At 69.6% G+C, this 7685-nt stretch carries 8 protein-coding genes; 4 read left to right on the plus strand and 4 right to left on the minus strand.

Annotated features, from left to right (window positions below):
- Positions 1-2: 2 nt before the first annotated feature.
- From ACGFIK_RS18725 to ACGFIK_RS18735, 3 genes are all read right to left on the minus strand, one after another.
- A complete protein-coding gene (locus tag ACGFIK_RS18725) occupies positions 3-464 on the minus strand; it encodes a RidA family protein (protein ID WP_327023730.1) in 462 nt (153 codons plus the stop codon).
- Positions 461-616, minus strand: coding sequence for a DUF4177 domain-containing protein (locus ACGFIK_RS18730; RefSeq protein WP_012184767.1), 156 nt, complete (start codon positions 614-616; stop codon positions 461-463). The genes ACGFIK_RS18725 and ACGFIK_RS18730 overlap by 4 nt, the downstream gene beginning before the upstream one ends.
- 77 nt (positions 617-693) lie before the next feature.
- Positions 694-1095: a hypothetical protein gene (locus ACGFIK_RS18735; RefSeq protein WP_327023729.1), complete on the minus strand. Its 402-nt coding sequence runs from the start codon at positions 1093-1095 to the stop codon at positions 694-696.
- A gap of 326 nt (positions 1096-1421) precedes the next feature.
- On the opposite strand from ACGFIK_RS18735, the gene ACGFIK_RS18740 reads away from it, so the two are divergent.
- Genes ACGFIK_RS18740 through ACGFIK_RS18750 form a run of 3 tightly spaced genes read left to right on the plus strand, consistent with a single transcriptional unit; the run spans position 1422 to position 4254 of the window.
- Positions 1422-2045, plus strand: a complete 624-nt coding sequence (locus tag ACGFIK_RS18740; protein WP_327023728.1) for a hypothetical protein — start codon at positions 1422-1424, stop codon at positions 2043-2045.
- A gap of 26 nt (positions 2046-2071) precedes the next feature.
- Positions 2072-3049: an ArsA-related P-loop ATPase gene (locus ACGFIK_RS18745; protein ID WP_327023727.1), complete on the plus strand. Its 978-nt coding sequence runs from the start codon at positions 2072-2074 to the stop codon at positions 3047-3049.
- Positions 3050-3102: 53 nt separating this feature from the next.
- On the plus strand, positions 3103-4254 hold the full coding sequence (locus tag ACGFIK_RS18750) for an ArsA-related P-loop ATPase (RefSeq protein WP_327023726.1): 1152 nt from the start codon (positions 3103-3105) through the stop codon (positions 4252-4254).
- 55 nt (positions 4255-4309) lie between these two features.
- On the opposite strand, the gene ACGFIK_RS18755 is transcribed toward ACGFIK_RS18750, so the two are convergent.
- Positions 4310-4642, minus strand: a complete 333-nt coding sequence (locus tag ACGFIK_RS18755) for a WhiB family transcriptional regulator (RefSeq protein WP_013736324.1) — start codon at positions 4640-4642, stop codon at positions 4310-4312.
- A 401-nt stretch (positions 4643-5043) separates the two neighbouring features.
- Between ACGFIK_RS18755 and ACGFIK_RS18760 the strand changes: the two genes are divergently transcribed.
- Positions 5044-7494: a transglycosylase domain-containing protein gene (locus ACGFIK_RS18760; RefSeq protein ID WP_327023725.1), complete on the plus strand. Its 2451-nt coding sequence runs from the start codon at positions 5044-5046 to the stop codon at positions 7492-7494.
- Positions 7495-7685 lie beyond the last annotated feature (191 nt).

Raw genomic sequence — 7685 nt, forward strand, 5'->3', positions numbered from 1 at the left:
GGTTAGGCGACTTCGACTATGGCTTCTACTTCTACGGGTGCGTCCAGGGGGAGTTCGGCTACGCCTACGGCGCTGCGGGCGTGGCGGCCGGCCTCGCCGAAGACGGCACCGAAGAGGTCCGAGGCACCGTTGATCACGCCGGGCTGGCCGGTGAAGCCCGGGGCGCTGGCGACGAACCCGGTCAGCTTGACGACCTTGACGACGTTCTCCAGGCCGACCAGGGCGTCGATCGCCCCCAGGGCGTTGAGGCCACACTGCTGGGCCAACTGCTTGGCCTGCTCGGCGGAGATGCCGGCGCCGACCTTGCCGGTGGCCAGCAGCTTGCCCGCGGCGATCGGCAGTTGCCCGGATACGTAGACGTGCTGACCCGACTGCACCGCCGGCACGTAGCTGGCCACCGGCGGAACCACCTCCGGCAGGGCCAACCCGAGCTCGGCCAACTTGGCGTGCGGCCCGTTGCTCATGCCTTGGCCCGCTTCAGGTACGCGACGAGTTGCTCCGGGTTGGGTCCGGGTACGACAGAGACGAGTTCCCAGCCGTCCTCGCCCCAGTTGTCGAGGATCTGCTTGGTCGCGTGGACCAGCAGCGGAACGGTGGCGTATTCCCACTTCTGCATCGGTGGAGAGCTCCCTCGGTGGCATGGACACTTCCGGCCACAGCCTACGGTCCACCGGTCGGCCGGGAGGCGGGACGCTACTCGGGGGCGGTCGGCAGTTCCCCGCAGGGGCCATGGTGGTCGTACGGCTGAGGACACCGGGTGCGGTCCGGCAGGGGCAGATCGCAGAAGACCCGGTGTCGGTTGTTCTGGTCGTCGGCGGTGGACACCTCGGTCTCCCCCGCGTCCAACTCGGGCAGGAAGTTCAGCGAGGTGGCCACCCAACCGGCCAGGCTGGTCGCCGTGGTCAGGTCGGTCACCTTGATCGGCAGGTGGATGACGTACCCGGGGTCCTCCTCCCGTGCCTCCAGCGGCTCCGGGCCGGGCGGGTCGACCGGACGCCGGTACGACCGTTCGTTGACCGGCAGCCGGCCGGAGGAGCCGACCCGCTGGGCCCGGGGCTGCAAGGGGGTTCGGGGGGTGTTCTCCGTGTCGCGCATGCGCTTCCTCCGGGCGTCGTACCTGGTCACGGCGCCGCCTGACGGCCCGGAGTGGTTGCCTGCGACCCCGGCCCGAACGTGCCGGAGCGACCGTAGGACGACCCGCTGGTCCCATCAACAGGACGCGCGTATCCGACTGAGTTCGGTCGCATTTGCGACACTCGTCCAGCAGATTGCTGATCGCGCCCCGGCACCGGAGGCACCACGCCCCCCGCGCTACCCGCTCAGACCGCTACCCTTCCGGTCTGGACGGGCGCGCGGCCCGGCCGCCCGATCCCACGGCTCGCCAGCGCCACGCGGCGACGCACCCACACCGGGGGGACGCGATGACCCAGCCACCCACCAGCGGCCCGAGCGGCCCCGTGAACCTGCCGCCGACCCCACCCGGTCAGCCGCCGTACCCGCCGACCGGTCAGCCGCCGTACCCACCCGCTGGTCAACCACCGGCCGGTCAGCCGCCGTACCCGCCGACCGGTCAGCCGCCGTACCCGCCGGCAGGTCGACCGCCCCGTAAGCGCGGGGCCCTGCTGGCCGCTCTGGCCCTCGCGGTGGTGCTGCTGCTCTGTGCCGGCGGTGGGGTGGCCGCCTTCCTCACCCTGCGCCAGGCCGAGGCCGGCGAGGGGGCGCCGGAGCCCTCGGTGGCGGTGGACGAGTTCCTCACCGCCGTCTACCAGGAGCGGGACGCGGCGAAGGCGGCCCGCCTGGTGTGTTCGGCCGCCCGGGACCAGGAGAAGATCCGCGCCAAGGTCGCCGAGGTCGAGGAGTACCTGTCGGCCCACCAGAGCCCCCGGTTCCGCTGGGACACCCCGACGGTGAACAACGAGACCGGCGACCGGGCCACGGTCACCGCCACCGTGACGGTGACCACGGCCGACGAGAAGATCGCCGACCAGGCGCTGCGCTTCACCGTGATCCGCAAGACGGGCTGGTGGGTCTGCGAGGTGGCCTGAGGCCGTCGGGTGGATAGGCTCGTCAGGTGGGAGCGAAGCAGCGACCGGCCGAGCGGGCCGGCACCGATTGGCCCGCTCGTCTGCACGTGGTGACCGGCAAGGGCGGCACGGGCAAGACCAGCGTGGCAGCCGCCCTGGCCCTGGGCCTGGCCGCTGGTGGGCGTCGCACCCTGCTGGTCGAGGTGGAGGGGCGCCAGGGCATCGCCCAACTGTTCGGCACCGACCCCCTGCCGTACGCCGAGCGGCACCTGGTCGAGGCACCCGACGGTGGCGAGGTGTACGCGCTGGCGGTCGACGCCGAAGAGGCGCTGCTGGAGTACCTCGACATGTTCTACAAGCTCGGGGCGGCCGGGCGGGCCCTGCGCAAGCTGGGCGCGATCGACTTCGCCACCACGATCGCCCCCGGGCTACGGGACGTGCTGCTCACCGGCAAGGTCAAGGAGGCCACCACCCGTACGGTCGACAAGCGGCGGGTGTACGACGCGGTGGTGCTGGACGCACCCCCCACCGGCCGGATCGGCCGCTTCCTGAACGTCACCGCCGAAACCGCCCGACTGGCGAAGGTGGGCCCGATCAAGACCCAGAGCGAGGGGGTCGCGGCACTCCTGCGCTCACCGATGACGGCCGTGCACCTGGTGACTCTGCTGGAGGAGATGCCGGTGCAGGAGACGGTCGACGCGATCGGCGAGCTGGCCTCCCTGGGCTTCGGAGTCGGCAAGGTGATCATCAACGGGGCTCGGCCGCCGCTGCCCACCGGAGGACTGGTCACCCAGTCGGAGCTGACGCGTGGGCTGCGTGCCGCCGGGCTGCCGACCGAGGGCAGGATCGTCGCCGGGCTACACGAGGAGGCTCGTGACCAGGTGATTCGCCGGGAGTTGGAGGATTCCCTGCGGGCCGACCTGGTGGAGGTCGGGGTACCCCTCCTGGAGTTGCCGTTGCTGCCCGGCGGGGTGGACCGCGCCGGCCTGGACCTGCTCGCCGCGGCGCTGGTCCCAGGCGATTGACTCACACCTGACGCCGGCCCCACGCGCGGCCGGGGTTGGCCCGATACGCTCGATTGGTGCCTTCCGACAACGCCGCGCCGCCGCTGGACGTCGACCAGATCCTGGCCGACCCCGGCGTACGCATCGTGGTCTGCTGTGGGGCGGGCGGAGTGGGCAAGACGACCACGGCCGCAGCGCTCGCCCTCCGAGCGGCTGAACAGCACGGCCGGCGGACGGTGGTGCTCACCATCGACCCGGCCCGACGGCTGGCCCAGTCGCTCGGCCTGACCGAGCTGGACAACACCCCTCGGCAGGTCAAGGGCATCGACGTCGAGACCAGCGGCGGCGAGTTGCACGCCATGATGCTCGACATGAAGCGCACCTTCGACGACGTCGTGCTGGCGCACACCGATCCGGCGAAGGCAGCGGAGATCTTCGCGAACCCCTTCTACCAGGCGATGAGTTCCACCTTCTCCGGCACCCAGGAGTACATGGCCATGGAGAAGCTGGGCCAGCTGCACGCCCGGGGCGAGTGGGATCTGATCGTGGTGGACACCCCGCCGTCCCGTTCGGCGCTGGACTTCCTCGACGCACCCGCCCGGCTGTCCCGGTTCCTCGACGGGCGGATGCTCCGGCTGTTGCTGGCCCCGGCGCGTACCGGGGGACGCAGCATGTTCAGCCTGGTCACGGCGTCGTTCGGGATGTTCTCCCGGGTGGTGCAGAAGGTGCTCGGCACCCAACTGCTGACCGACCTGTCCGGCTTCGTCGCCGCCCTGGACTCCATGTTCGGGGGCTTCCGGCAGCGCGCGGAGCAGACGTACCGCATCCTCCAGGCCCGGGAGACGGCCTTTCTGCTGGTCGCGGCGCCCGAGCCGGACGCGGTCCGGGAGGCCGCCTATTTCGCCGGCCGGCTCCGCGAGGAGAAGATGCCGCTGGTCGGTCTGGTGCTCAACCGGGTGCACCGCCCGGCGGTTGCCGAATTGGACGCGCAGACCAGCCGGGCCGCCGCCGACCGGCTGCGGTCCGTCGGGGGCCATGAGGGCACCGTCGAGGTGCTGCTCGCGCATGCCGCCCTGGCCGAGCAGTCGGTACGCGAACAGCAGGTGGCCGCGCGGTTCACGGACGAGTTTCCGCAGGTGCCGACCGTGTCGGTGACGGCGCAGCCCGCCGACGTGCACGACGTCGACGGGCTACGCACGATCGCAGCGGCGATCAGCCGCTCCTGACTCCGGGCGTCGGTGCGGCGATCAGCCGCCCTGGACCCCGGGGCCGGTGCGGCGATCAGTCGTTGCCGACCGCGCCGGTGGTGACCAGGATCTTGTCCTTGCCGCTCTTGTCCTTGGCGTTCTTCTTCATCGCCGCCTCGAACATCTTGCGCCAGCTGGCTACCTGCGGATGGCGGCGCAGCAGGGCCCGGCGTTCGCGTTCGGTCATGCCGCCCCAGACGCCGAACTCGATGCGATTGTCCAGCGCGTCGGCCAGGCACTCGTACCGGACTGGGCAGCTACGGCAGATCCGCTTCGCCACGTTCTGTTCGGCGCCCTGTACGAACAACGCGTCCGGGTCCCCGTTCTGACACGCCGCCAGCGACGGCCAGTCAGTGATCATGCCCATCTGTACTCGTCCCCCCTTGCAGTACTACCGACGCCGTCGCGGGCCAGCCGGCATTTCCCCCGGTCGTCCGGCACACCTCACCCCAAGGCGGCACGGACGACTCATGTGGCGCTGTCGCCGCCCTCATCATGCTCTGTAGTTGCCCGATTACGCAACGTTGTCGGCCAAATCCATCATTCCGGACACTCCCGGCTTCTCGGGCTCGGGCCCCCCGCTTACCCCACCGGAGTCCACGAAAACGCTGCGAGTCGCCCCCGCACGGAGGAAACTCGACTGGATCACGCAACCGGACACCCGGTGTCACGCGTTTAGCACAACGAGGCCGGCGCGCGCAGGAAATGGGGAAAAGACGCCCCAGCGCCCCTCGTTACCTGTTCGCGTACCCTGACGAGGTGACCTGGATGCGGAAACGTGACCACAATGTCCTGACCAATGCCGCATCGCTGCTCATCTGCGGGCTGTTGGCCGGCGTGGTGGTCGCCGCCGCGGCCTTTCCCGCAGTGGCGATGTCAGGCCTGGCCGCGAAGGCCGGAGCGGACACCTTCGGTGCCCTGCCCAGGGAACTGACCCTGGCCCGCCCTCCCCAGATCAGTTATCTGCTCGCCTCCGACGGCAAGACCCCGCTGGCCACCATGTACGACGAGAACCGGCGGGAAGTGAAGTTCGACGACATCTCCCCGCACATGCGGGCCGCGATCATCGCCGCCGAGGATCACGACTTCTACAAGCACAACGGAGTCGATCTCAATGGGGTGGCTCGGGCCTTCGTCAACAACAGCTCCGCCACCAACGACCGGCAGGGCGCCTCGACCCTGACCATGCAGTTCGTCCGGATGAGCATCGCCTATTCGGCCACTCATCCCGCCGACGTACTGGCCGCTACCGAGGACACCAGCGCTCGTAAGCTGCGCGAGATGCGCTACGCGATCCAGCTCGACAAGGAGCTGTCGAAGGACGAGATCCTGGAGCGCTACCTCAACCTCGCCGCCTTCGGCAACGGCGCGTACGGCGTCTTCGCCGCCAGTCAGGTCTACTTCAACAAGAAGCCCAAGGACCTGAAGATCGAAGAGGCCGCCATGCTGGCCGGTCTGGTCAAGGCCCCCACCTCCTTCGACCCGACCACCAAGAGCGGCTACCCGCAGGCGGTCGCCCGGCGCGACTACGTCATCGACAACATGGTCAAGACCGGCGCGATCACCCAGCAGCAGGCCGACGAGGCCAAGGCCGTCAAGCTGGTGGTCAAGGGCAAGCGGGCACCGAACGGCTGTGTGGCCACCAACAAGAACGCCTGGGGCTTCTTCTGCGACTACTTCTACCGCTGGTGGATGTCGCAGGAGACCTTCGGCTCCACCACGTACGACCGGGAGCGGCGGCTCAAGAGCGGCGGCTACACCATCGTCACCACCCTGGACAAGCAGGCCCAGGACGGCGCCGACAAGGCGGTCCGCGCCGCCAAGCCGGTGACCTCCAAGGAAGCGGTGATGATCGCCGTGGTCGAGCCCGGCACCGGCCGGGTACGCGCCCTGTCGGTGAACCGGAACTTCAAGCTCGACAACCCGAACAACCCGAAGAACCGCCCGCACAGCGATCCGGTCCAACGCAACAAGGGCAAGCTCGGCAACTATCCGAACACGGTGAACCCGCTGCTCACCGGCGGTGACGGCATCACCGGCTACCAGGCCGGCTCGGTGTTCAAGATCTTCACCATCGTGGCCGCGCTGGAGAAGGGCATCCCCCTCAGCTACTCCATCAACGCGCCACAGCAGTTCAAGTCCGAGTACATCCTCCGCCAGGGCGCCCCGGCCACCTGTCCGGGCACGCACTTCTACTGCCCCACCAACTCGAACAAGCAGCCGGGCGGCATCAAGGACATGTGGAGCGCCTTCTCGGCCTCGACCAACACCTACTTCGTGCCCCTGCAACAGCAGGTAGGTGCGGCGAACGTGGTCGACGCGGCCAAGCGTCTGGGCATCCAGTTCCGGGTCAGCGAGGAGAACCGCTGGGCCAACGACAAGACGGCCGCCAACCAGTGGGGCGCGTTCACCCTGGGCGTCACGGACACCACGCCGCTGGAACTGGCCAACGCGTACGCCACCCTGGCCGCCGACGGCAAGTACTGCGAGCCGATCCCGGTGCAGGAGATCCGCGACCTGGACGGCAACAAGCTGGACGTGGCCAACCCGCGCTGCGAGAAGCGAGTCAGCACGGAGGTGGCCCGGGCGGCCGTCGACGCGGCCCGCTGCCCGGTCGGTGACAACTCCTCGACCAGCAAGTGCGGCGGCAGCCGTACGGCCGGCGAGGGCCGCTGGATCGTCGGCAAGCCGATCGCCGGCAAGTCCGGCACCACCGACGGCGAGAAGAGCGCCTCCCTGGTCGCGATGACCAAGCAGTACGCGGTGGCCGGCATTCTGGCCGACCCGGACTGGCCGCAGACCAACGTGAAGATGAAGCACAAGCCCACCGACGGCATCAACCCCCCGGTCTTCCAGACCCTGAAGGCCGCCATGAACGGCAAGAAGGCGATCAACTTCGAGCCACCCGGCCAGAAGATCGCTCTGGGTGACCAGCGGAGCATCCCCGGGGTCCGGTGCCTCAGCATCGATCAGGCGAAGTCCCGCCTCTCCGGTGCCGGCTTCACACCGGTCGTGTCGAGCAGCCGGGTCGCCTCGGACTGCCCCGCCGGCAGCGCCGCCGGCACCAGTCCGGAGGGTCGCACCATCAAGGGCGGCATCGTGATGATCACGGTCAGCGCCGGTGGCGGTGGCGGCAACGACGATGACGACGACGGCGGCGGCAATGGTCGACCGGGCAGGCCGCCCACCCGACCGGCACCGGGCCGGCCTGGCGGCTGACCGTCACCCCGTAACGCCGATCGGGCGGGCACTCCTCACGGAGTGCCCGCCCGATCCTCGTGTTTTGACCGTTGTGTGGGCAGGGTGGTCTGGCGGTGTGGTGTGGGTGTGTTCGTGGTGGTGTGGGGGTGGGGTGTTATTTGCCCTTGTGGATGGCGTTCTTGCGGATGACGGGGTAGCGGGTGCGGCGT

It is taken from the genome of Micromonospora sp. NPDC048871, assembly GCF_043198155.1.
GTDB lineage: Bacteria > Actinomycetota > Actinomycetes > Mycobacteriales > Micromonosporaceae > Micromonospora.

Excerpts from the sequence above, each read along its gene's own strand:
- ACGFIK_RS18725 (WP_327023730.1), bottom strand. The coding sequence starts at position 464 with ATGAGCAACGGGCCGCACGCCAAGTTGGCCGAGCTCGGGTTGGCCCTG.
- ACGFIK_RS18730 (WP_012184767.1), bottom strand. The coding sequence starts at position 616 with ATGCAGAAGTGGGAATACGCCACCGTTCCGCTGCTGGTCCACGCGACC.
- ACGFIK_RS18740 (WP_327023728.1), top strand. The coding sequence starts at position 1,422 with ATGACCCAGCCACCCACCAGCGGCCCGAGCGGCCCCGTGAACCTGCCG.
- ACGFIK_RS18755 (WP_013736324.1), bottom strand. The coding sequence starts at position 4,642 with ATGGGCATGATCACTGACTGGCCGTCGCTGGCGGCGTGTCAGAACGGG.
- ACGFIK_RS18760 (WP_327023725.1), top strand. The coding sequence starts at position 5,044 with ATGCGGAAACGTGACCACAATGTCCTGACCAATGCCGCATCGCTGCTC.
- ACGFIK_RS18735 (WP_327023729.1), bottom strand. The coding sequence starts at position 1,095 with ATGCGCGACACGGAGAACACCCCCCGAACCCCCTTGCAGCCCCGGGCC.